Here is a 22,477-nt window from a genome sequence, read left to right on the forward strand (position 1 = left end):
ATTTTCGGAACTTTTCACCTCGATCGTAGGCTTCGGTAGAGGGCGAAAGAACCTCGACAATCAGTAAAGGATTGAGAATTTCATCCGTGCGAGATCCATTGAATTCCGGTTCGCCATCAATTACCATAACATCGGGATAAGTTCCGTGATTGAAGCTAGGAATCCAAATTCGCAAGTCGCCGTTATAGGTTTGAAAATTGGTGTCTCGGAGAGCCACATTGAGAAAAGTCGTAGTGTCTACGGCAATACGGCTGTGAGCGGGGGAACCTCCGGGCATAGCAATAATCTCTCCGTTACAATATTCGTGACGTTCTTCGGCGGTTTCCTCCATCGCCCGGTATTCATCTGGAGTGCAGCGAGTTGTGGTATCTGAAGCAAGGTTTGGCGGATTGGTTGAAGCAATGACCACGATCGCACCTCCTAAATAATTAGACCTTAAATAATTATGACTTACAGCTAGATAATTGTCCTAACCCAGAGGCGATCGCTTTTTCGGGATTTTAAGAATCTGAGCGATCGCACAATCTCCTGACATCGCGTCATAAAAGTTTAGTTTCTTCGTGATTTGACTGCTGGCGCTGTGCAATCTGGATTAGCATCTCAATTTTGCAAAAAGCATTTTTTTTATTTATTATAGTGCTGTCCCCGCTCGCGTCTGCTACCAATCGCGAGCGGGGACAGCACTATAAATGCAAAACAGAGATGCTACCATCTCGATTAACATCCTCAATGCCTCATTCACTGCTGCATCATTGGGAAAAGCTTGCACAATATCTGGATCTAAAAGCACTAAGTTTGTCCCTGCACGATATCGCTCAACATACTTACCTCTAACACCTCCTTTCATCTGAGTAAAGTCATACTCAGCAAGTAATTCGTCTTCCATTTCGTTCTCAATATCCTTCTTCATAAAACTTCTGCTGCTAACCTATGACAGATAAGAAAGCTAGATAAATCGCCCTTAAAGACTAATCCGGCGGTAAATTTCAGCCATCGGCAGTTCTATATTTAAGCTGTGCAGGACGATCGCCCCTTCAACCCGATCGTACACTTGCCATTGCCAGCGATCGCCCGACGGGCGATCGAGATTGTGATATTGTTCAATATATGGTTCAGCTTGACTGACCAGCAGATATTCACATTGAGAATTTCATCCGTGCGAGATCCATGGAATTCCGGTTCCCCATTGACAACCATCAAATCAGTGTAGGTTCCGCAGTTATATTCGGGAATCCAAACCCGCAAATCGCTGTTATACAAGCGAAAATCGGTGTCTCTGAGCAAAAATCCCAAGTAAATTAACAAGTTACAGGCGATCGCGCTGTGGACTTCTGAACCTCCGGGCATAGCAATAATCTCTCCGTTACAATATTCGTGACGTTCTTCGGCGGTTTCCTCCATGGCCCGGTATTCATCAGGAGTGAAGCTAGTCTTTGTTGCATCTGAAGCAAGGTTTGGCGGGTTGGTTTGAGCAATGACCACGATCGCACCTCCTAAATAATTAGACCTACAATAATTATGATTTACAGCAGCTAGATAATTGTCCTAACCTAGAGGCGTTTTTCTGATTCCATTCAAATTATATCAAGAACTCTCCAGGGAGCATCTCATTTTGGTAAAAAGCTTTTTTTCTAGTGCTGTCCAAGCTCGCGATCTATATAAAACTCGCGATTTCCCGACAGCAATACAAATCAAAAAATGAGATGCTCCCGCTCTCCATGCCTTTATCCGCTGCTGCTTCACAACCGCTAAATTCTAGCTTTCCTTTTACTTTTCACATTCAACTGCTTAGTGATTGATGTGTAATAATGCAAAGCAAACACCATATTGATTCCAAAGAATACCAAGGTTAAAACAAACACAAAAAAAGACGTAAACGACAGCCCGTAAATCATCGTAAACATCGCCAAAATGATTGAGCAAAAACCAAAACCGGAAGCAAAAGAACTTAAAACCAGTAACCGCACCTTAGACATAGTTTAATGTAAAAATTTTCAGTAAAATGCACTCTTGGCACCTAAAGATGAGTGCCAAATGATACTTATTACTATATAGCCAAATTACTCAGTTCCGCTAAGGGCAGAACGGCTATTTTCCTAAAAAGGTTTGAATTCTACGAAAAAATACAGCCCGCGCTCTTGCCAACTCCTCTCGCCCGATTTGATGCCAATCAAAGGAATGCCCCAGCCGAACCGAGAATTCTACCTCTCGCCGTACTGCCACCGCAAGCCCTATCCCGCTGATAGCAGAGTATTTGCTTCCAGAGCCACCCTTCCCCCGCTATTCCAAACATTGCCAGCATCCACAAACGGCGTCACCTGCAAAATACCTTTTTTGTCCCCGGTACGCAAAATCGGATACCGCAACTCGGCGGAAGCAAAAAGTCCGTTATCCGCAAGCATTGCATCCTGACGGTAGCCCCGCACTGTATCCGGGCCGCCCAAACCAAATTGTTCGATCGGCAAAAGCTCAGCGATTGCCAACTGCGCCTGGGATCGCACAACCAGCAGCGTCTGGGGAGCCAACAACCGCACGTACTGCAATTGACCGCGCCACGTCAAAAATTGACCGTCAGGCTCCCTGTTGCTCGCGGTAGCGCCAAATGCTGAGACTCCCAGATTGAACTGCGATCGCGCCGCCAAAACATCCCTCTCTCCCCGCTGAGTAAAATCCTGAAACAGTCTCAGCGCCGAAACCCGAGTTCTACCGCGAGCATCCGCCCCGGGCGACAGTGGAAAACCGCAAGGGTTTGTGGGGGAATCAGCGCACCCGAAGTGATAAAATCTTTGCTGATGTAGAGTTGGCTCACCACAGAACGAGCTTCCAGCAGTGCACCCGAAGTGATAAAACCTTTGCTGATGTAGAGTTGGCTCACCACAGAACGAGCTTCCAGCAGTTCGGCGAAAGTCAGCGGGCGGCCTACAAAGTTTTTGAGTGCAGCATCTAATTCTTGTTTGCTAAAGACGGTACTGCCAACTACTTCAAATCGATCGACCGTTATTGTACCGGAATATTCGGCAATTCTTCAGTCCGTCTCGGTACGGGGACGGGTGGCAAAAGCTTTTCTATCGGAGGTAGGGGCTTTCTTGGCGCGGGTTCTGGGAGGGGAGCCGGATTTGGCAGTACAGGATTGGGAATGGGAATTTCTTGTCGGTTGTCTCCTCGGTTGGGCAATTGGGCGAGAGTTTCAGGTTCCTGACTTGGCGCTGCTGCTGCAAATTCCGGGATGTCGGTTTCTGGCTCTTTACTGTATCTATCTAATTCTGAGCCTGAGTATAAATCGCCAGAAAGTCGATCGCGATCGTCTGCTGTTTCTGGATTAAGTTTTAATTGAGACTGTAAATTGTTATTAACAAAAGGCGATCGCCCGCCTGATTCACCAGCAACGATCGGATCGCCAACACTTTGAGCTGCTAGCGCTGCGAAGCAAATAGCTGTAATTGAACAACCAAGTGCTATTGCGCTAAAAAACTTGATTTTACAAAACCCTCTGGAATGTGGCAGGGGCATCATTGATTAATAATAATTGATAGTTATTTACACTTACGAGCAGGGGTTCCTGGCGCAATTACAAAGATTAAAGTAACTTTATCACTTTTGTTTAAGACTTAAGTCATTAAATTCAACATAAATATACTTGACAAAAAATATTTTTTGTGATTTGCTAAAAAATCCAGAAAAAAGCTCCGACTTACCCAAGCTAGCGCTGTAGGTAGGCGGAGCGTTCTATCAAAGTTATCAGTCGATTTTAGATTTTGGATTTTAGATTTTAGATTTTAGATTTACTCTCTCATGCAATTTGGGAGCTTGAACCTTAGTCTAAAATTTTGAACTCGACCCTAAACGAGGGTCGGGGGCTGGTACCCATTGTTGGGCGGGGTTATCTGAGAAATCGGTGAATTTTGATAGAAATTACTACATTTTATTGAGCTGCGATCGCAATTCTTCCAACTCCGCGTCAATCACCGGACTCGACTCCGAGCTACTAGGAGCCGCAGCAGTTTTACCCGCAGCCGGCAATTGACCTTGAGACACAGAACCTCCGCTCAGTTGAGCCTTCATCTGAGCTAACTCGTCGTCAACATCGCCACCACTTTCAAGCAAGCGGAACTGTTCCTCTAAATTGCTCCCGCCAGCCGCCAGCTCTGCGGAAGCTCCCGCGCGGGCTTCTATCTGCAAAACTTTTTCTTCCATGCGCTCGAAAGCTGCCATTGAACTGCCAGTATTCAAGGTGCCAATGGTATTGTTGAGCTGTTCCTGAGCCTTAGCAGCAGAAATCCTCGCCTTGAGCATATCCTTCTTAGTCTTGGCTTCGGAAATCTTGCTCTCCAAACCGATCAAGTTGCGTTTGAGGCTTTCCACTTGACCCGATTGCTGTTCCAGACTCGCTTTCAGCGTAGCAGCCGTTTCAGCGTGAGACTTTTTGCGTACTAGAGCTTCGCGGGCTAAAGTCTCGTCTCCTTTTTGCAGGGCGAGTTGAGCGCGCTGCTGCCACTGGTTAGACTGGGATTCAGCTTGATTGTACTGAGTCTGGGTGCGTTTTTGAGTGGCGATCGCGCTGGCAACGGCCTGACGCAACTGCACCAAGTCTTCCTGCATATCCGTAACGGATTGTTCTAAAATCTTTTCCGGGTCTTCAGCTTTGTTGACCATATCGTTAAGATTGGCTCTGACGACTCGGCTAATGCGGTCAAATAATCCCATAATGCTATTTTTCCTGGGTGAGGTGTACGAAGTAGGCCCAAAGCAGGCTTGATAGCGTTAGCCCGCGATGGTGAGACTCAGTTGGTCAGATTTTTAGTGCGATCGAGCATGAAGCAATTTTGCAAACATAGTAAATACAGTTTAAAGCGATCGAGTCAGTGGTGCAGCCAAGCTAATTGATGCACCTATCTATTGAGTTTAACTTCGATCCGGGAATTCCCCAATACGCTGATGGGCCATCTGTTGAGAAGTTTGGCCAATTATCCCAACTATTGTTGTGTTGAGTGGGGTTTAGGATGTGGGTGGCTCGCCCGACGGCAATTTTGGTGTATTCTTGCTCGGAAGCATTTGTGTTTTCATCGCCGCCAACTCGGCATCGACATCGCCGGCAGCTTCGAGAGAGAGAAACTTCTTTTCTAAATCGTTTGTTCCAAGTTCTGCGATGGCTTCGGAACGAGCTTCTAGCTGCATAACTTTCTCTTCCATTTTTTCAAAGGCGCTCAAAGCACTGCCGGTACTGAGATTTCCCATCATTTCTTGGAGCCTTTCTGACGCTTTTGCCGATCGAGCTCGGGCAATGTACATATCTTTTTTTGATTTTGCCTCAGAAATTTTACTTTCGAGCGATCGCATATTTTCTTTAAGTTGAGTAACCACAGCGTTTTGCTGTCCGAGACTGGCTTTCATCGCCGTTGCCGTTTCTTGATAGGATTTCTTGCGCGTCAGAGCTTCCCGCGCTAAATTTTCCTCGCCTTTTTGCAAAGCTAGCTGCGCCCGCTGGTACCATTCTGCGGCTGTGGACTCAGCTTGGGAACACTGGCGTTCGGTGCGTTTTTGAGCGGCAATCGCTCCTGCTACGGCTTGTCTGAGCTGGATTAAATCTTCCTGCATATCCATTACAGCTTGTTCCAGAATTTTTTCTGGATCTTCGGCTGCTCCGACCAAACTGTTAATATTGGCTCGAATCACTCGCCACAGGCGATCGAATAATCCCATTTTACCTATCTCCCGATTTTCTTAAATTTTAGATTTAGGACTGGAAATTAATATTATTTGCGATTTTCGATTGACCAGCCCAAAAATAGGTACAAGCCCCCAACGCGAGCGTCAGGGTCGATTCCCAAATTTTAGACTAAGAGTTCAATCTCCCAGATTCACTGCGCTGTCAGCAAATCTAAAATCTAAAATTTAAAATCTCAAATCGATTGACTGGTCAGCGTAAGGTTTGGATCGGGCGTCTACATTTGCATTCTGTGTGGGAACTTGTCTGAGTTAAAAAACCAATTGTGTGTTAGACAAAACATTCATCATTGTCTAGCTTTGTCTAACAATTTCGTTAAAGTTTTTGAACCTTTACCAGAAATAATTGGTTGAAAGCCCGCCCGCCTGCTCGGGAGAAATTAAAATCAGACTATTCATTACTCCAATCCTCGGACTTAAGGGTAGAAGTCGCTCTCAAACTGTCAACTGTCCCAGGTCAACTGTCAACTGTTGAACGAGTTTACGGCTGATAGTATTGCGGCTTCATCCCTTTGGCTTGGAGTTCCTTTGCCAAACGTTCTGCTGAGGCAGCATCGTTCAAAGCCCCCATTTGAATTTTGACACCCTTTGAGAAGTTCCGCACGTAGGCATCGGGAACTGCGGTTCTGGCTTGTTGCAGCGCTTTTTCATTGGTGTAATCGGTGACAACGTAGTAAAAGCCGTCGCTAGCCCGTGTCGGTCTTCCTAGCGGGGCTGCTGCGGCCGGGGCTGCTGTGGCTGTCGGGGCTGCTGTGGCAGGGGATGCGGCGGCTGGCTGGGCTGGGGAGGGTGTGGGAGGCAGTGTCGGCAGTGTCGGGACTGTCTGGGTGGCGCTGGGGCTGGGACTGGGAAGCAAAGCGGTACTAATATTGTTGAGTCCTTGTTCCCTACCTCTGGCCGGGTTGCCGTCTTCTGTCGGAATTGGGACAGCGCCGATGGGGGCAGGAGGTGCTGGCGGATTGGGGGGGATTGATGCTTTGGGCGACGGGGAAGCAATGGGGCTGGTTGTGGGATTGACGTTGCTGAGAGTGTTCAAATCTAGCTCGACAAATTCTTTGGATGCCAGATTTGGAGCTTTCGGCAGTTCCTTGCTGCTGCTACTGCTATCTATGGTTGTAGCTGCCGGACTTTCGTTAGTAGAGGGGGTTGTGCGATCGAGAAAACGGTTCAGGCCTGCCATTTTAACCAGACTTGACGGGTGCATCACTGCATAACCCAAAGCTGTGCACGACAACAGAAACAGCAACATCGAACTCAGTCCCAAGGGAGTTAACAGACTCGCGGCCAAACTGCGTTCTTGGGCAGGCTCAGCTTTTGCTTCGTCCAAACTTTCGATCAGTTTTTCGCTGGATTCGAGATAATTGTTGGGTGCAAAGGTATTGCTAGATATTTTTGTCCCACCCACGGTAGTTGCTAGCGGGGAATCGCCCTGGACGCCGCCAAGGGATAGGGGCAGCGACAGCGGTTGCTGGGCTTCCTCCGCAGCCTGCGGTAGGTTTTGGCTTTTTTGTGGCTCGGTTGTGGCTGTTGGCTGGCCGCTGCGAACTGATGGCGACACCCACTGTTCGGCGCGCCGCCTGTGTCTTCTGTATGTTGTCAGTTCTGCTTCTAGGTTGACATCCAAACACCCGAGGACTGCTTGCAAAGCAGGTTTGATTGGGGTTGATGAGGATTGACTTGGGGATTCCACTGAAGAACGCTTACTCATTAGCAAAACTCCTACCGCCTCTGAATTGATTTTAATGTTTTGATTCTAAAGTTGACACTCTCAGCGCTCTTGGCGACTGAGATTCTTAAGAAATTTCGTTCTTAATATCCCTATTACTAGGGTTCTTGGGCGCAATCCTCTTGCCAAAAAATGGTGGGCTGCTATCCTTGCCTTTCAGCAAGCTCCTCAAGCGTTTAAGGGGCTTAGCCCTTGGTTCCGTGGAGTCCCCGCGTACCTTGAATATATGGTAGGCATTTGCTTCCCAGGTTTACACCTGTGTATTCATCCCAACAATAGAGTGTAACGGCAAAAGCCCTTTTTACACTGCTAAAAATTTTAAAAATCAAGAAAGATTCACGGCGGTTTGAACCGCCCGTGCCGCTTTCATGGAAGGTCTAAAGACTCGCTCGTTTTCCGCTTGCCGAACTTTTTTTATCAACAAGAAGCTTTAAAACTTGCTTATTCTAGGATTAGCTGCTTTTGGTGTCAAGGCAACTGCTGCCTTTGGGCCCGAAGTGTCGATCGCCATTTGCTCTGTTTTCATTTTCGTTTGACCATAAAGAATTGGTTTAAAGCCCCAAGCCCGATCGCCCTTGATAAATTAAAAGAAGACGATTCATTACTCTAATCCTCTTCCTTCCAGGTAGAGGTCGCTGTTAATTGTCAACTGTCCCTGGTCAACTGTCAACTGAAACCTTAATTCTTACTGTGTCCCGGAGGCTGCTTACCCGACTCTCAGCAGATTTTGGCATCGGAGCAACCGTTTATTTAGAAGATCTCATAGTCGTTCCGTATTTGTCCTTTTGCTTGATCCCTGACCCTTTATAAACTTTTAACCTGTCTTTTTCGCTACAAAATGAGGAAGGACTGAGGTGATTGTTTCTATATATAACAAGATTATAAATAAATCATTAAGGTTTATTATGCTTCGGGGATCGCTATAACCCAGACAGGATAAGGGCTGGGATGCTCTAAAACCTCCTAGCTCTACACAGGAGAATTAGAGATGAAACTGATTTCCGCCAACACTTTTATGAAAACCCCATTAATTTCTGCTTGTCGTCACTGCCGCCACTATACCCCTGAGGGGAGACGCGGAGGAATTTGTGCTCTGTTGACCGTGCCGGTGCAAAGTCAGTGGAAAGCTTGTTCTTTGGCAGTTTCGCCTTTTGGGGGATCTTGGGAAAACATCACAGAAATTGAACTGTGGCAAGAACAGACTGCGACTCCGCATGAGACCGCTGTTCCTGTTTCTGAACGCAACGCCTGCCAGTTAACAGGCACAACATTAACCGAAAAATCAGCAGCAGTCTCGGTTTAGTCCGTCGGCAACAGGACAGATTGTATCATTTTCGATTGGCGATTGGGAAATCACTGATAACTATTATCTATTATGATTTGGATCTGGCAAAGCAGTTTCATTCTTTTTGGCAATTGGTATCCATACTGATACTTTTGGACGATCGACTAAACTCGGGTCATTCAACTCACAGCAATCAATAATATCTGTAGCTTGAATGAGGGAATCCCAAAACTTATTTCTCGATCGAGCTACGGCAGCCAAGGATATTGACTAAAATCGGGTTCCCGTTTTTCCAAAAAGGCTTGTTTGCCTTCGGCGCCTTCCTGGGTCATGTAATACAGCAAAGTGGCATTTCCAGCCAGTTCTTGGAGACCGGCTTGACCGTCACAGTCGGCATTAAAAGCGGATTTTAAACAGCGGATCGCGATCGGACTTTTTTCCAGAATTTCCTGGGCCCACTGCATCCCTTCAAGTTCGAGTTGTTCGACGGGTACGACGCAGTTGACTAAACCCATTTCTAGAGCTTGCTGGGCGCTGTACTGACGGCACAAAAACCAAATTTCTCGGGCTTTTTTCTGGCCGACAACTCTGGCGAGATAGCTGGCCCCGAAACCGCCGTCGAAACTGCCGACTTTGGGGCCAGTTTGCCCGAAAATAGCATTGTCAGCAGCGATCGTCAAGTCGCAAATTAAGTGTAAAACGTGACCGCCGCCGATCGCATATCCTGCAACTAAAGCAATCACAACTTTGGGCATCGATCGAATCAACTTCTGCAAGTCGAGCACGTTCAACCGGGGTATGCCACCTTCGTCTACATATCCCGCAGAACCTCGCACGCTTTGGTCGCCGCCGGCACAAAAGGCGTATTTGCCGTCTGTATGAGGCCCCGCACCGGTGAACAGGACAACGCCGATTTTGGTATCTTCACGGGCATCAGTAAAGGCATCGCACAATTCCTGCACGGTTTTGGGACGGAAAGCGTTCCGTTTGTGAGGTCGATTGATGGTAATTTTGGCGGTGCCGCCACTTTTTTGATACAGAATGTCTTCGTAGGTTTTGGCGGTTTGCCATTCAATTTGCATAATCAATCAGTCGATTTTAGATTTTAGATTTTAGATTTTAGATTTACTCGGCAGATGAATCACCGGAGTAGGAACTTTGGTCTAAATTTGGGGGATCATCCACTCGCTCAACAGCGTCGGGGGCAAGGTACCCGTTGATGCGGGGTTAAGTTGAGATTTGAGAGCGAGCTGGGGCGATCGATGCAGGAATAATTCGCTTTTAGTAGGATCGCGAATTAAATAATTTACACTCTTAAAAGTGGGATGGGCGTCCCGCCCGTCTATAAAGGACGGGCGGGACGCCCATCCCACAATAATTAAAATTGTAAGTTATTTAATTCTCATTCCTTAGATTTTAGACGGATTCGGTTCAATGGGATACGAAGGTCGATCGACTCTTGGGAAAAAAAATTAAGCGGGACTCGTGGCCCAAACCGACTTCCCCAAATCAACTGTGAAGCGCTCTTGTTGCCGGTTAAACAACCCGGTTTTTAATACAAGAGCGCGCAATTCCCGTCTCCCATCCCAACAGTCTCAAATTTTGACGCAGCAAATAATTTGCGTTGCATTATTTGCGCGTTAACAGAGACAGCAGGTGTTTTGCTGCTTTGGCAAATACCGGATCCCGGGACTCAAATTCGCTGGGAGCTAGTAAAGCTTTAACTTCGGCAAAGTCTTCTTGGTTGAGGGTTCCTTCTTTGGTAAATAAAGTGTCTACGACTGCAATGTGTCTGGAGTCGAGGCCGAGCCGATTGCCGATCGACTGTAAGTACATTTGCTCCCTCAGGTCGATGTGTCCGTCTACGGCTGACATTTCGTAGCCGGAACCGATGAGCAACAGTTTTTCTGATTCTGAGAAGAAAGCTGTCAGGGTTAGCAATTCTGTGGGGTTGAAGTAAACCTGCTGTTTGGAGACTCCTTTGACAAGGCGCTGAATTAGTTCTATCCGATGTGGATCGCCGCTGGCAAAGGCTTTGAGAGTCTTTTGCAGCCGTTCTTCTTCTTCAACTGCGATCGTCCTGTCGATAATCATCACTCCCCGCAGGATGGAAATCAGAGCAGTCACAAACACTACCAAAGGAGTGATATCTTGTTCGCGGAGCTTTTGGCGGCTAATCCGGGACAACAGCTCAACAACTTCAGTGCTAATCAGGGTGGTGTCCATAATTCAAAATTACTCTGGATGGGGCTGTAGTGTAACTTTATTTCTCGATCTTAAGTGTTTTCAGCTAGGTAAGTATGCCATGAATTCCGTAAAAAACTTGTTTTCTTAGCGATCGCACTTACTTCTCTCCACAGCAAGTGGATAAATAAGATTATATTAAGTGTTTTCAGATACTTAGGTATACCGTGAATTTGCCAACAGAGCCGTTGTGTAGTAGTGATTCTAATTATGCTATTCACCGACACTGGATGAGTAGGGCTGTGGAACTGGCACGAGCAGCCGGTGATGCGGGCGAAGTGCCAGTGGGTGCTGTCATTGTTGACGGTGCTGGCAAATTGATTGCCGAAGCGCAAAATCGGCGAGAGCGAGACTGCGATCCGACTGCTCATGCTGAAGTCTTGGCGCTGCGGGCGGCGGGCAAGGTTTTGCAAGACTGGCATCTCAATCAATGCACGCTTTACGTGACGCTGGAGCCGTGCCCGATGTGCGCTGGTGCGATCGTACAAGCTCGGATCGGTTTGCTGGTATACGGAGCAGATGACCCGAAAACTGGCACAATTCGGACGGTGGCTAATCTTCCAGATAGCGCGCCTTCGTGTCACCGCTTACAGGTGCTCGGCGGTATTATGGAGTCTGTTTGTCGAGATCAGTTGCTTGCTTGGTTTGAAGCCCGCCGGCAAATTTAACAGGTAAAGTTTTTTACTCTCCCATAGCCGATGTTTAGTCTAACTTGGCTCTTTAACTGAAATAATAGATCGGTAATTGCCCGATCGAGCTTTCTCGGCGGTTGACCCCGCCTAAAAACGGATACTTGCTTGCCGACACTCGTCGCGGTGAACTCCTGATTTTAGACCAAAGCTCCAATTCCCAGATTAATCTGTGGCATAAATCTAAAGTCTAAAATCTAAAATCCCTTGACGGCTGTGCGGTAGTGCTGTCGGCTGGGATCGTATTTTACCTGCTTACAGATTATCTGTTTTGGGTGCGATCGCTTGCGGAGGCAAAGGCCAATAGCAAAAGTGTCCCCATCGAAAGACTAAAGATTTGCCAAGCAACATATCTTTAGCTAGAACAGACGGGAATCCATCGCGCGAAACGGAGTACCGTTATCCCGCGATGGATGAAAGGCGAGCTTTGCGACGATTTCACCCCACCGGAATCTGACTCTTCGTCGCTCGGTGGCGGGCGGTTGGGTGGATGAGGAGATGAGCAAATCTTCACCCTTTTCTTTGTGCCTGTATTATCATAGGTATGCCGATTGTGATAAATAATATCGTGTTAAAAGCAGTCAAAGTCAGAATCTATCCAAGCGTTGAACAACAGAGCCATCTAGCGCAAGCTTTTGGTTGTGTCCGTTGGGTATGGAATCAGTCATTGGCTACCATGTCCCAAACCTACAAAGAGACTGGGAAAGGTATTTCTGCTTTCACGATGAAGAAACAGATTCCCGTCTGGAAAACTGAGTTTGAATGGCTCAAAGATTGTTATTCTCAATGCCTTCAGTCTTCGGTTTTGAATTTGTCTCAAGCGTTTATCAACTTCTTTGATGGTCGAGCAGCATACCCAACTTTCAAAAAACGTCACGGAAAACAATCGATTCAGTTCCCACAGAACGTTAAAGTTTTGGGAAATGACGAGATTAAATTTCCGGGTAATCTTGGAGTGGTTAAAGCTAAAATTCATCGCGAATTAGTGGGTAGTTTGAAGACGGTTACGGTGTCTAAGATGCCTGATGGTCGTTACTACGCATCATTGCTGATGGAGGATGGTATTGACAAGCCCGCTACAAACAAAGACGGCAAAGCCATTGGTATCGACCTCGGATTGCTTGACTTTGTTGTTACATCTGATGGCTCTAAATACCAAAATCCTCGACATCTGAGAAAACACGAGCGCAACCTGAAGCGCAAACAGCGTAAGTTATGTCGTAAACGGGACAAAACTACCAACAAGCGGCGCAAGGCTAAATTGGCTGTTGCCAAAGTCCACGCCAGAATCTCTAGAGTTCGAGAAGATTTCCGGCATAAACTATCCCGTAAGATAGTCGATAAAAACCAAGTCATTGTCGTAGAAAATCTGGCAGTAAAGAACATGGTAAAGAATCATAACCTTGCCTTATCCATCAGTGATGCTGGCTGGGGAATGTTCTGTACGATGCTCAAATACAAAGCAGAGGCAGAGGGCAAAGTCTACCTAGAAGTCGGTCGATTTTTTCCGTCATCGCACCTTTGTTCTGAGACTTTACTGTTGTTGCCGAAAATGGATCTGTCTGTTCGTGAATTTAATTGTCCCCACTGCTCTAAGCGGCACGATAGAGACATTAATGCGGCAGTCAATATCAGAAATGAGGGCTTACGGATATTGACGTTGGGAACCAGCGTTACTGCCCTTGGAGGCAATGTAAGACCAAAGCGGTATGGGCAAAAATCCACTGTCGCCGAGGCTGTTGCCATTGAATTGGGAAGCCCCCAGCATATCGGTACTCCGATTGCTGGCGGGTAGTTCACACTCTATATATCGATATAGCAGGGTAATTGCCATGCATCATACTGCCGCGATCGCCGTTGAGTTCAGTAAATCCTCTCTAGTGAAGCCAATGCCTGCCAAGGTAGCATCTAATACCTCTCGCGTTTCTCCTTGGTTAACCTCCTTGTTCTATCCGCTAGGTCACTATATTGTCCTACCGTTTTATTTTGGCAAGATTGAGATAACCGGACAGGAACACTTGCCGAAAGACGGGCCTGTAATCTTAGCCCCGACGCATCGTTCCCGGTGGGATGCGCTGATGATGCCCTATTCAACGGGACAGAAGGTGACTGGACGCGATTTGCGGTTCATGGTAACTGCTGATGAAGTCAAAGGAGTGCAAGGTTGGTTTATCAGACATTTGGGAGGCTTTCCTGTCGATATCCGGCATCCGGCAATTAGCAGTCTCCGTTACGGGGTGGAATTGCTCCTCGACAAGCAAATGTTGGTAATTTTTCCCGAAGGTGGAATTTTTCAAGATGGTGAAGTTCACCCTGCGAAGTCTGGATTGGCTCGTTTGGCCATGCAAGCGGAGTTGAACACACCGGGTTTGGGGGTGAAGATTGTACCGATGAGTATTCGCTATCGCCCGCGCATTCCTCGATGGCGTTCGAGGGTTAAAATTGCGATCGGTTCTCCGATTTCTGTGGCAGATTATGCTAATGGTGGTAGTGGTAAAAAAGAAGCAAAATTGTTGACGGCCCAACTCGAAATGGCTCTTAAAACTCTTGATGACAGTTGACAGTTGGCAGTTGGCAGTTGGCAGTTGGCAGTTGGCAGTTGACAGTTGATAGTTGATAGTTGGCAGTTGATAGTTGGCAGTTGGCAGTTGGTAGTTGGCAGTTGGTAGTTGATGGTTGACCGAAGGAAGAAGGAAGAATTAATTAATTGTGATATAATATTTTTTGGTGCTGTTGAGAGTTGCGGCACTTATTTTGCTTGGTTGTGTCTGTATTAAGAGTCAGCATTAATGGATTGTGGTTTGAACTTTAAGCCTGGTCAAATTGTTAGTTTGGAATGTGGAGATGCGTGCCTGCATTCAGAGGTAATTCAAGTGGTTGAAGCACGTCAAATTTGTTGGGTGCGCCCTTTGATGTTGGTTGGATTGGTTTCGGGGAAGGATTTCCCCCAAAGGTGGCCGGAAGAATACACTTTATCAGATTTGCGGGATGGTGCGGATTTGCTGTGGCCACTGAGTTTGTTTCGGGCGGCGCTGGATACGGAGGTGATTTCGCTGTTAACCCAGTTGCAGTCTCTGGACTCTGATAAGAAGGATAGCACGATCGCCTCTCGGCAACTTAGAGATTTTGTCGATCGAGTTTGGGCAGCTTTTCCGAGCGCTTTTCATTAAAAAGACGGGGCGATTGAAACCGCAAAAAGACACGGCGATTGAAACCGTAAAAAGACACGGCGGTTGAAACCGTAAAAAGACACGGCGGTTGAAACCGCAAAAATACCGGGCGGTTGAAACCGCGTCTATACAAACAAAACCTGCCTCCGCAGGTTGAAGAAAACACGGCGGTTGAAACCGCGTCGAGACAAACAAAACCTGCCTCCGCAGGTTTGAATAAGACACGGCGGTTGAAACCGCGTCGAGACAAACAAAACCTGCCTCCGCAGGTTGAAGAAGACTATTATTTTAGTTTAAAATACTTAAAACACCGCGTGCGAAAGTTCTGCCGGATTCAGATTATTATGAATAACTTCACCGTCGCGGAACCAAACAACCCGGCGAGTTTGTCGCGCAACTTCCGGTTCGTGAGTTACCATCACAACAGTCATGCCGGCTTCATTAAATTCTGTAAAAATATCCATTACTTCTTGAGTAGTTTTTGTATCCAATGCACCAGTCGGTTCATCTGCAAGCAACAACACGGGACGGTTAACAATTGCGCGGGCGATGGCTACGCGCTGCTGCTGTCCTCCTGATAGTTGATTTGGTTTGTTTTTCATGCGACTTTCCAGCCCTACTTTGGTTAAAGCTTCCTCTGCGCGTTCGCGTCTTTCTGATGAGGGAATGCCTGCATAAACCATCGGTAACATGACATTTTCTAATGCTGTTAGTTGAGCCAATAGATGAAATTGTTGGAAGACAAAACCTAATTTTAAGTTGCGAATTCCGGCTAATTCTGATTCGGGCATTTGGGCGACATCTACGCCGTCTAGGTAGTAACTGCCGCTCGTAGGTCGATCGAGACAACCGATAATATTCATAGCTGTAGATTTGCCTGAACCGGATGCGCCCATAATTGAGCAATACTCTCCTTGCGTTACTGTCAAGCTGACGCCGTTGAGGGCGCGCACTTCTAAGTCGCCGATGCCGTACACTTTTGTTATGTCTTGCAGGCCGACGATGACGGGTTTTGAGGTGGCTTGCAGGTCGAGGTCTGGCTGGGTCTGGGTTTGTAGTTCGGGCATTTGTTTTTATGTGCGATCGACACAACTTACTACTAAGTTAACACTTCTGAGCGGTTTTCGGGGGTGGAAGCGCGATGTTTGGACGGTTGCGGGACTTACGCACGGGTAGTCAAAAACCGGGTTTTTTGACGTAATAATTCGTTAGAGCGCGCAGAAACGATAAAAACCCGGTTGCTGTGGTGTTGGTGAGTAAGTCCTAAATTAAACAATTTGTGGCTTAAATGCGATCGGGATCGATGTTCAATTCACGCAGTTTTGCTGCTAAACGTTCCGCTCTTTGAGATTCCTGTTGTGCACGCTGGCGGTTTAATTCTATCTGTTCCACCAATTCTAAATAGGAAAGAAACTTTTGTCCATCGGGTTTATAAATTTCTAACCCATCTTCGCCCAACTCAAATCGGATTCCCAATCTCGGACTTACCCATCCCCGCATCTGCTCGATTACTTCTAAATTTCCTTCCATTCTTTGCCAACCGCTCAAATCTTTTTCATCTTCATCTAGCTCGTAAACGTAATATTCCTCAACTCCATAGCGATTGTAAAATGAAAATTTCTCGTCCATTTTTGTTTGAGTGTCTTTGTAAGAGCGAATCTCAAGCACAAATTGGGGAGCAATATTATCTTCGCGAAATTGTAGATAGGAAAGTCTGTCACCTTTTGGTCTCCCAAAGATTACCATTGTATCCGGTGCTTGAAAGATGTCATTTCTTCCCTCAACCGGATACCACAGTAAATCTGCTGCTACAAATACGTTTGGATCTTTTTTAAACAGCGACTCGCAACCTGCTTGAATTTTGACCATTAAATCAAATTGAGTTGTACTATCTGCCATTGGTTGGCCGTCGCTGGATGGATAAATAATTTGTTCGTTCGTGACTTGCATAGTGGTTGTCTCCGAGAACTATCTAAGTTTAATTATACTATTTACGAGACCGATCGCACTTTTTGCTGTTGATATTGTAGCAGAGTGTAAAATGGAATCATGTTAACTCCGATCGATTCCGTTACAATATAATACCAGCTCTTGTAGGGGCGGGTTCACCGACAATAATTGCCTAAAATTCGCAATATCATAAACCCGCCCCCACCCAACGACAAATCCCTAAGATTAGTATATGTAGGGTGTGTCGCCATCGACAATCTCTAAAAAAGAGTAAAAATCTAATAGCGACGCACCTTACCCATTGGGTGAACGAAACAAATATAACAATTTTATTGTAGCAACATTTTTTATAAATGATATTACTCTTTGACGACGTGTTTGTGAGCGACTGCCTTGATGAGAGTCAATAGATGTTCTATCACCAGAAAGTTGTCTAATTCTCTTTTTTCATCGGTGGTCAAATCTTGGTTGTTGTGTGCGTAAATTAGGTCGGCGATATGCTCTTTTGCTTCTTCGGATAGTTGAAAGTTGAGAATGCTTTCGGGAGTAGCGCCAGCAGCAAAAAACTCAACTATTTCTGCATAAGCTTGGGGAATTTTAGTGGCTACGGTCATAACTTGTTTCTCCTTTTTTTGTTTATATCACAGCTTGTCTAATTTTTCCAATTGTTCCTTTGCAAAGTCGCGGACTTTTGCATCTGGATCGTTGACAAATCGATCGCGCAATATTTCTAATGTTTCCGGGTCATCTTTCCACCCCCGTACTAATTCTTGGACTGCTGCTTCTCGCACATCCGAATCATCGTCAAATTGAGCGCGTTGTTTGAGCCAAGGTAAGGTTTCCGGGTCATCTTTCCACCCCCCTGCTATTTCTTGGAATGCTGTACGTTGCACATTCCAATGATCGTCATATTGAGCGCGTTGTTTGAGGATAGGTAAGGTTTCCGGGTCATCTTTCCACCCCCGTGCTAATGCTGGGACTGCTGAAAAACGCACAGCCCAATGATCGTCATATTGAGCGCGTTGTTTGAGCCAAGGTAAGGTTTCCGGGTCATCTTTCCACCCCCGTGCTATTTCTTGGACTGCTGAAAAACGCACAGCCCAATCATCGTTAGATTGAACCCATTGTTTGAGGATAGGTAAGGTTTCCGGGTCATCTTTCCACCCCCGTGCTAATTCTTGGACTGCTACACATCGCACAGCCCAATCATCGTCAGATTGAGTGCGTTGTTTGAGCCAAGGTAAGGTTTCCGGGTCATCTTTCCACCCCCGTGCTATTTCTTGGACTGCTGCTTGTCGCACATCCGAATCATCGTCAAATTGAGCGCGTTGTTTGAGCCAAGGTAAGGTTTCTGGGTCATCTTTCCAAGTAAAAGCGATCGCACTTACTGCTTTAGTGCGAATTTTATTAACTAAATATGCCTCTTCTCCATCTTCTTTATAAGAGTAATTGAGATCGTACTTCATTAACTCTTTTAAGCGTTCAAGCAATTGACTATCAACAGCAGCAATCACCTTTCTATCCCTCACCTCATCCAAACACTTCGCCGCCAAAAACAGGTTGGTAAACTTTTGCGCTTCTCCATCTTGCTCAATCAGAAATTGAATCACTTCCCCTGTCAACTTTCCAGCAATCAATCCCGCAATCAAACACAAAACTTCCTGCCAAGATTCATCATGCCAGTGCGGGCCGAAAACTTCTGCTTTCAACTGATCCAGCGAGAGTTCTAAAGCCTGAACCCTATTCACAACTTGCGATGCACAGAAATATTCCAAAAAAGTCCGGTGTATAAATCCGTAACTATCCGCACCCAAATCACATAAAATAAAGTTGCGAGTTCGCAGTTGATTAATGATTAACTTCGCCCGGTTTCTCGGTTGGTCAAAATCTTTATTCTTCAGATATTCTATCAGAATATCTTCCAAATCTTCGGCACTAATAATATTGCCAGCCAACCCTTCAGGTGCTGCTTGCATTTCCCAAGCAACTCGCCGCAGCATTTCTTGCTTGTCTTTAGCATCAATCGTTTTTGGATCGAGCCTGCTATCCTCTACTAAAGACCTTTCCACATCCCATTGATACAGCAATATCCGCGAAGCTTGATTGTAAAGTTCTGCCCTGTCTCTCGGCAATTCTTGACTGCGATTCAAAATTGCCATAATCGTTAACAATAACGGATTTCCGGCTAAATCTTGAATTGTTGATGAATACTCTAGCGCTCTTTTCATCCGATCGCAAATTCGCACTTTTTCCCTAGCATCAGTAAAAGTCAACTCATGCCAGCGGTGCACAAAATCCTGAATCTGTGCGGGATTCAAGTCTTGCAGGATAAAGTGATGAAACTGGGCATCTTGCAACCGTTGAGGTTTGTAACCAATAATCCGAGACGTGACAATCGCCCGCACGCGCGGATACTCGTTTGTAAACCGATGAATCGCGGTAATTACATCTTCTCGTTTCCCCGAATCGAAAATTTCATCTAATCCGTCGAACATCACCACGGCGTCGCCTGCTTTAAGTTGTTCGTGCAATTGATGCTGATTCAAGTCACAAATAAAACCGGAATTTTTATGGCAAAATTCCAGAAAATTCTGGCAATGTTTTGATTCCACGTTGCGAATGTAAATCCGCAATTCTATTAGCAGCGGAATCGGGAGAGATGTGACGCTATTTAAAGGCGATCGCGCCCAGGTTAATGCTAAATATTGTAACAGAGTAGATTTGCCCGCACCCGGATCGCCTAAAATCACAATGTAGGGATAATTTGACTTGTCATTGATGACATCTAACACGGATACGATCGGCTGTGAAAAATAACCGCGTCGATATTTCTCTAAATTTTCAAGTGCGATCGCCTCTAATCGATCGCTGTCTTCCAACCGCCGTTGATGTTCCTTGGGAATTTCGTAAGCTTGCGGCAGAAATGACTCGTAAATTAAGCGCACATCTTGGAAAATAAAGATTTGCCAAACTTTCAGCTTTTCGCGATAATCGTAGGTATTGCTATCGACGCTGCTTAAATCCAGATTGCTGTAACGTTCGCACAAAGCCTCTTGATATTGCCTCAAATCAAAATCGGGGATTATCCCAGCAATTTCTTGAGTGTTTTTCTGAATGCTGTCCAGATTTTGAGCATTCAAGATATCCCGCAAGTCTTTTGAGTCAAAGAGAATTTCTTGAACTTCGGCGAGATACTGATTGGCGATGGTTTGCCACTTAAATCTGGCGGGTAAAGCAGCTAAATCTAGTTGAGTCCAGGTTTGTTCGAGAAGTTCTGCATCGAGGGATTCGCGATCGCTCTCAAAGGCCTTACCCAAAATTTCCTTAACTGACTTGTTGCCGATAAACTTTTTAACATCTTTAATATACAGCTTAATCTGTTCTGGGGAAAGTCCGCTGATTTTTAACTGCTGTTGCACTAACTCCAAAAACTTTTTCAGCGCTTTCCCCCCTGCGACTTGTCGCGGATCTTTTTCGCCAAATAAGACGTTTTTTAGGGAATCTTTAAAAAAATCTTTTACTAAATCCTTCGCGCCGTCTACTGCCAACTCTTCTAAGATGGGTTTGACGAGAATGCCGACTCCTTGCGTTACTCCCCACAGCAAAAGCCAATCAATCATAAAGCTAGCCCGACAAATAAATTTATCTCTATAATATAGCAATTTTCAGTGAGTCGTAAATTTTTGACTTCCCCCAACTCTCCCCGTGACTTCGAGGAGGTGGATAGTTTTATTATCAGGATAGGAAATATAAAACTACCAAAAGTATAGCTCAAAGGTCGGCTCGCGCTTGGGCTAATGTACGTTGTTATGCTCTTTGCACTCTTTCCTAATATTATAAAGAGCGCTTAAGCGCAACTACGTACCTAATTTGTTTGACTGCAATAAAACTGCCCTAGCGGCCACCCAAAAATAGTTACATTTTTATATATTTTTTGCCAGTTGCTTGTGCTATACTCTAATAATGGGAGTGTGAGTAATTTTAAATTTAATGCACATATTTCCATTATTAAATGATATCATGTCAACTGCAAAAAGTAAAGCAATCTCCCTCTAAAAAACGAAATTTTTTTTGAGATATCATTAAAAAAAGTAAAGCACAAAAACCGTAAAACTGAGATAGGCAACTAGCGACAATTATGACATACGATTACGACTTGTTTGTGATAGGTGCAGGCTCCGGCGGATTGGCGAGTTCCAAGCGGGCGGCATCCTACGGGGCGAAGGTGGCGATCGCCGAAAATGACTTAGTAGGCGGCACCTGCGTCATTCGCGGCTGTGTACCCAAAAAACTCATGGTGTACGCTTCAACATTTTCGCACCTGTACGAAGATGCGATCGGCTACGGTTGGAGCCCTGTAGAAACCAGCTTCAACTGGGAAAAACTCGTCACCACTGTAGACACAGAAGTGCGACGACTCAGCAAACTCCACATCAGCTTCCTCGAAAAAGCCGGAGTTGAATTAATCTCAGGATATGCCAAATTTATCGACCCCCACACTGTCGAAGTTGGTGACAAAAAATACACCGCTGCTAAAATCTTAATTGCTGTCGGCGGCGAAGCTCACAGAATCGATATTCCTGGCATCGAACACGCGATCACTTCCCGCGAAATCTTCTTGTTAAAAGAGCAGCCGAAACGGTTGGCAATTTTGGGCGGCGGCTACATCGGCGTTGAATTTGCTTGCATCATGAATGGCTTGGGAAGTGAAGTAACTCAAATCATCCGGCGCGATCGCATTTTGCACTACTTTGACGAAGAACTTCGCGCCAACGTCCAAGAAGGAATGGTTAAACACGGCATCAATTTCGTCACAGGAAGCTCGATCGAATGGATAGAGAAAACTCCTGAAGGCTTAAAGTTAAAATTGTGGGGAAAATCTGAAGAAACCTTGACAGTAGACGCAGTTTTGTGCGCTACCGGACGATCGCCCAATTTGGAAAAACTGGCTTTGGAGAATGCCGGAGTTGAAACCGAGAAAGGTGCGATCGCAGTTACCAAAGACAGCCGCACCAATCAACCGCACATTTTTGCTGTCGGAGATTGCACCAACCGGATTAATTTAACGCCAATTGCGATCGCCGAAGGACGCGCTTTTGCAGATACGGAATTTGGCAACAATCCGAGAGCAATCAGTCACGAAAATGTCGCATCAGCGGTATTTTCCCAGCCGGAAGCTGCTACAGTCGGCTTAACTGAAGAACAAGCCAAAGCTAAATTTCCCGACTCAATTAAGTGCTACACAGCCAAGTTTCGGCCGATGTTTCACGCTTTGACAGGTGCAGATGAAAAGACTTTTGTCAAGTTAGTTGTTGAAACTAATACTGACAAAGTTTTGGGCGTGCACATGGTTGGGAAAGACGCGGGCGAGATTATTCAAGGAATGGCGATCGCCGTTAATATGGGAGCTACCAAGAAAGATTTCGATTCGACGATCGGTATTCACCCCTCGACTGCTGAAGAGTTTGTGACTCTGCGATAAATAGGGTATTTCATAATTATGAAAAACGGGCAAGATGCCCGTTCCACAAGAGAGTTTATCTGTTGTGGCACAGGCATCTTGCCTGTTTTTTGTGGCACAGGCATCTTGCCTGTTAATTTTGTGGCACAGGCATCTTGCCTGTTACTGACCTTCTAAGCGGATTCATGCTCAAAATAATATTTTAAACAAATTGAACCTTTTTTGAAC

Annotated in this window: 22 protein-coding genes; 6 read left to right on the forward strand and 16 right to left on the reverse strand. The window is 45.9% G+C overall.

The features are described 5' to 3' along the window. The 9 genes from JGK14_RS16520 to JGK14_RS16560 all read right to left on the reverse strand — a co-directional run. Positions 1-409, reverse strand: a 409-nt coding sequence (locus JGK14_RS16520) for a Uma2 family endonuclease (RefSeq protein WP_293177195.1), incomplete at its 3' end; no start/stop codon positions are given. Positions 410-658: 249 nt separating this feature from the next. Then, on the reverse strand, positions 659-910 hold the full coding sequence (locus tag JGK14_RS16525) for a hypothetical protein (protein WP_293177193.1): 252 nt from the start codon (positions 908-910) through the stop codon (positions 659-661). A gap of 98 nt (positions 911-1,008) precedes the next feature. Further along, entirely contained in the window at positions 1,009-1,482 is a 474-nt protein-coding gene (locus JGK14_RS16530; RefSeq protein WP_325315282.1) for a Uma2 family endonuclease, read from the reverse strand. Positions 1,483-2,231: 749 nt separating this feature from the next. Further along, positions 2,232-2,732 (reverse strand): ShlB/FhaC/HecB family hemolysin secretion/activation protein, encoded by a 501-nt coding sequence (locus tag JGK14_RS16535; protein ID WP_325315284.1) that lies wholly within the window; start codon positions 2,730-2,732, stop codon positions 2,232-2,234. Further along, positions 2,684-3,022: a POTRA domain-containing protein gene (locus JGK14_RS16540; RefSeq protein ID WP_325315285.1), complete on the reverse strand. Its 339-nt coding sequence runs from the start codon at positions 3,020-3,022 to the stop codon at positions 2,684-2,686. The genes JGK14_RS16535 and JGK14_RS16540 overlap by 49 nt, the downstream gene beginning before the upstream one ends. Beyond that, on the reverse strand, positions 2,998-3,513 hold the full coding sequence (locus JGK14_RS16545) for a hypothetical protein (RefSeq protein WP_293325672.1): 516 nt from the start codon (positions 3,511-3,513) through the stop codon (positions 2,998-3,000). Before JGK14_RS16545 ends, JGK14_RS16540 begins: the two co-directional genes overlap by 25 nt. Positions 3,514-3,915: 402 nt before the next feature. Next, a complete protein-coding gene (locus JGK14_RS16550; protein WP_293177188.1) occupies positions 3,916-4,704 on the reverse strand; it encodes a PspA/IM30 family protein in 789 nt (262 codons plus the stop codon). Between the two features lie 291 nt (positions 4,705-4,995). Continuing rightward, on the reverse strand, positions 4,996-5,700 hold the full coding sequence (locus JGK14_RS16555; protein WP_293190549.1) for a PspA/IM30 family protein: 705 nt from the start codon (positions 5,698-5,700) through the stop codon (positions 4,996-4,998). A 505-nt stretch (positions 5,701-6,205) separates the two neighbouring features. Further along, on the reverse strand, positions 6,206-7,432 hold the full coding sequence (locus tag JGK14_RS16560) for an SPOR domain-containing protein (protein ID WP_293177184.1): 1,227 nt from the start codon (positions 7,430-7,432) through the stop codon (positions 6,206-6,208). Between the two features lie 1,006 nt (positions 7,433-8,438). On the opposite strand from JGK14_RS16560, the gene JGK14_RS16565 reads away from it, so the two are divergent. Next, positions 8,439-8,753 (forward strand): hypothetical protein, encoded by a 315-nt coding sequence (locus tag JGK14_RS16565; protein WP_293177182.1) that lies wholly within the window; start codon positions 8,439-8,441, stop codon positions 8,751-8,753. A 63-nt stretch (positions 8,754-8,816) separates the two neighbouring features. Here the strand turns inward: JGK14_RS16565 and JGK14_RS16570 are convergent, their stop codons facing one another. The 3 genes from JGK14_RS16570 to JGK14_RS16580 form a co-directional block, all read right to left on the reverse strand. Further along, on the reverse strand, positions 8,817-8,996 hold the full coding sequence (locus JGK14_RS16570; RefSeq protein ID WP_293177180.1) for a hypothetical protein: 180 nt from the start codon (positions 8,994-8,996) through the stop codon (positions 8,817-8,819). Further along, positions 8,984-9,817: a 1,4-dihydroxy-2-naphthoyl-CoA synthase gene (gene menB, locus JGK14_RS16575; RefSeq protein WP_293177178.1), complete on the reverse strand. Its 834-nt coding sequence runs from the start codon at positions 9,815-9,817 to the stop codon at positions 8,984-8,986. Before menB ends, JGK14_RS16570 begins: the two co-directional genes overlap by 13 nt. A 547-nt stretch (positions 9,818-10,364) precedes the next feature. Then, positions 10,365-10,961 (reverse strand): TerB family tellurite resistance protein, encoded by a 597-nt coding sequence (locus tag JGK14_RS16580; protein WP_293177176.1) that lies wholly within the window; start codon positions 10,959-10,961, stop codon positions 10,365-10,367. Positions 10,962-11,209: 248 nt separating this feature from the next. Between JGK14_RS16580 and JGK14_RS16585 the strand changes: the two genes are divergently transcribed. The 4 genes from JGK14_RS16585 to JGK14_RS16600 all read left to right on the forward strand — a co-directional run bounded on the left by JGK14_RS16585 (position 11,210) and on the right by JGK14_RS16600 (position 14,838). Further along, positions 11,210-11,647, forward strand: a complete 438-nt coding sequence (locus tag JGK14_RS16585; RefSeq protein ID WP_293177342.1) for a nucleoside deaminase — start codon at positions 11,210-11,212, stop codon at positions 11,645-11,647. Between the two features lie 577 nt (positions 11,648-12,224). Continuing rightward, on the forward strand, positions 12,225-13,463 hold the full coding sequence (locus JGK14_RS16590; RefSeq protein ID WP_442921459.1) for an RNA-guided endonuclease InsQ/TnpB family protein: 1,239 nt from the start codon (positions 12,225-12,227) through the stop codon (positions 13,461-13,463). 37 nt (positions 13,464-13,500) lie between these two features. After that, a complete protein-coding gene (locus JGK14_RS16595) occupies positions 13,501-14,229 on the forward strand; it encodes a lysophospholipid acyltransferase family protein (protein ID WP_293177172.1) in 729 nt (242 codons plus the stop codon). Positions 14,230-14,469: 240 nt separating this feature from the next. Next, positions 14,470-14,838 carry a hypothetical protein gene (locus JGK14_RS16600; protein WP_442921458.1) on the forward strand — a complete coding sequence of 123 codons (369 nt, stop codon included), beginning with the start codon at positions 14,470-14,472 and terminating at the stop codon, positions 14,836-14,838. Positions 14,839-15,140: 302 nt separating this feature from the next. Here the strand turns inward: JGK14_RS16600 and JGK14_RS16605 are convergent, their stop codons facing one another. The 4 genes from JGK14_RS16605 to JGK14_RS16620 all read right to left on the reverse strand — a co-directional run bounded on the left by JGK14_RS16605 (position 15,141) and on the right by JGK14_RS16620 (position 20,408). Next, entirely contained in the window at positions 15,141-15,905 is a 765-nt protein-coding gene (locus tag JGK14_RS16605; protein ID WP_293277320.1) for an ABC transporter ATP-binding protein, read from the reverse strand. Between the two features lie 217 nt (positions 15,906-16,122). Beyond that, positions 16,123-16,788: a Uma2 family endonuclease gene (locus JGK14_RS16610; protein WP_293325678.1), complete on the reverse strand. Its 666-nt coding sequence runs from the start codon at positions 16,786-16,788 to the stop codon at positions 16,123-16,125. Between the two features lie 359 nt (positions 16,789-17,147). Then, entirely contained in the window at positions 17,148-17,402 is a 255-nt protein-coding gene (locus JGK14_RS16615) for a hypothetical protein (RefSeq protein ID WP_293325681.1), read from the reverse strand. Between the two features lie 27 nt (positions 17,403-17,429). Further along, a complete protein-coding gene (locus JGK14_RS16620; protein WP_325315283.1) occupies positions 17,430-20,408 on the reverse strand; it encodes an NACHT domain-containing protein in 2,979 nt (992 codons plus the stop codon). Positions 20,409-20,926: 518 nt separating this feature from the next. On the opposite strand from JGK14_RS16620, the gene gor reads away from it, so the two are divergent. Then, positions 20,927-22,270 (forward strand): glutathione-disulfide reductase, encoded by a 1,344-nt coding sequence (gene gor, locus JGK14_RS16625; protein WP_293211672.1) that lies wholly within the window; start codon positions 20,927-20,929, stop codon positions 22,268-22,270. Positions 22,271-22,477 lie beyond the last annotated feature (207 nt).

The sequence above is a fragment of the Microcoleus sp. PH2017_28_MFU_U_A genome, assembly GCF_020738035.1.
Taxonomy (GTDB): Bacteria; Cyanobacteriota; Cyanobacteriia; order Cyanobacteriales; family Microcoleaceae; genus Microcoleus.

What these genes read in the sequence shown, in the direction of transcription:
- JGK14_RS16525 (WP_293177193.1), bottom strand. Translation starts at nt 910, where the DNA reads ATGAAGAAGGATATTGAGAACGAAATGGAAGACGAATTACTTGCTGAG.
- JGK14_RS16545 (WP_293325672.1), bottom strand. Translation starts at nt 3,513, where the DNA reads ATGATGCCCCTGCCACATTCCAGAGGGTTTTGTAAAATCAAGTTTTTT.
- JGK14_RS16550 (WP_293177188.1), bottom strand. Translation starts at nt 4,704, where the DNA reads ATGGGATTATTTGACCGCATTAGCCGAGTCGTCAGAGCCAATCTTAAC.
- JGK14_RS16555 (WP_293190549.1), bottom strand. Translation starts at nt 5,700, where the DNA reads ATGGGATTATTCGATCGCCTGTGGCGAGTGATTCGAGCCAATATTAAC.
- JGK14_RS16560 (WP_293177184.1), bottom strand. Translation starts at nt 7,432, where the DNA reads ATGAGTAAGCGTTCTTCAGTGGAATCCCCAAGTCAATCCTCATCAACC.
- JGK14_RS16565 (WP_293177182.1), top strand. Translation starts at nt 8,439, where the DNA reads ATGAAACTGATTTCCGCCAACACTTTTATGAAAACCCCATTAATTTCT.
- menB (WP_293177178.1), bottom strand. Translation starts at nt 9,817, where the DNA reads ATGCAAATTGAATGGCAAACCGCCAAAACCTACGAAGACATTCTGTAT.
- JGK14_RS16580 (WP_293177176.1), bottom strand. Translation starts at nt 10,961, where the DNA reads ATGGACACCACCCTGATTAGCACTGAAGTTGTTGAGCTGTTGTCCCGG.
- JGK14_RS16585 (WP_293177342.1), top strand. Translation starts at nt 11,210, where the DNA reads ATGAGTAGGGCTGTGGAACTGGCACGAGCAGCCGGTGATGCGGGCGAA.
- JGK14_RS16595 (WP_293177172.1), top strand. Translation starts at nt 13,501, where the DNA reads ATGCATCATACTGCCGCGATCGCCGTTGAGTTCAGTAAATCCTCTCTA.
- JGK14_RS16605 (WP_293277320.1), bottom strand. Translation starts at nt 15,905, where the DNA reads ATGCCCGAACTACAAACCCAGACCCAGCCAGACCTCGACCTGCAAGCC.
- JGK14_RS16610 (WP_293325678.1), bottom strand. Translation starts at nt 16,788, where the DNA reads ATGCAAGTCACGAACGAACAAATTATTTATCCATCCAGCGACGGCCAA.
- JGK14_RS16615 (WP_293325681.1), bottom strand. Translation starts at nt 17,402, where the DNA reads ATGACCGTAGCCACTAAAATTCCCCAAGCTTATGCAGAAATAGTTGAG.
- JGK14_RS16620 (WP_325315283.1), bottom strand. Translation starts at nt 20,408, where the DNA reads ATGATTGATTGGCTTTTGCTGTGGGGAGTAACGCAAGGAGTCGGCATT.
- gor (WP_293211672.1), top strand. Translation starts at nt 20,927, where the DNA reads ATGACATACGATTACGACTTGTTTGTGATAGGTGCAGGCTCCGGCGGA.